The 661-nt window shown below is 80.5% G+C and carries 1 pseudogene; it reads right to left on the bottom strand.

From position 1 onward, the window contains the following. Nucleotides 1-661, bottom strand: a pseudogene (locus DZF91_RS22800) (DNA polymerase Y family protein); the annotation flags it as partial.

The following is a 661-nucleotide window of genomic DNA, read 5'->3' as shown; positions in this document are numbered from 1 at the left end:
GTGCCGTCCGGCGCCGTGACCGAGGCGGGCGGGGGCTCCGGCGGGACGACGGCCGGAGCGGGCGCCGGGACGCGGCCGGGCCACGGGCCGTCCGGGATCTCCCGCGGCGGCAGGTCGCCCACCGGGACCTTGATCACCTGTTCGCCCGGCCCGCGCCCGTCCACCAGGACCGGACGGGTGACACCGCCGTGCCCCAGCAGCGCCTGCACGCGGTCGGCGGCGCGGGAGACACGCTCGTCCACGCCCGCGTGCCCCCAGAGCGCGTCCTGGGCGCCCACCGCGGGCACGAGCTGGTCGGGGGCGAGCTCCAGCCAGACCACGCCGCCCCAGACGGCGTCCTCGTCCGCGCCGGGGGCGTCGGTCCGCCAGGCCGAGAGCTGCCAGCGGACGCGTTCGGCCACGGCGAGCGCCGACAGCGCGCCGTCGTGCCGCCACAGCCGCTGCAGGACGTGCCCGTCCGCGAGGCCGATCTCCACCGCCAGCCGCACGCAGTCGCGGCCGTGCCCGGCGAGCGACGCGTGCAGCTCGGCGGCGAGGCGCTTGGCCGCGAAGGCCACCTCCTCGGCCTGCGCGGGCGGGTCGAAGTCGGCGCGGACGGTCAGGTCGGCGGACGCGGCCGACGGCGCGACCGGCCGGGGCGGCTCCCCGCGCGCCAGCCGGT

This window comes from Actinomadura logoneensis, assembly GCF_003428695.1.
GTDB lineage: Bacteria > Actinomycetota > Actinomycetes > Streptosporangiales > Streptosporangiaceae > Spirillospora > Spirillospora logoneensis.
This window is presented reverse-complemented; position numbering and strand designations above follow the sequence as displayed.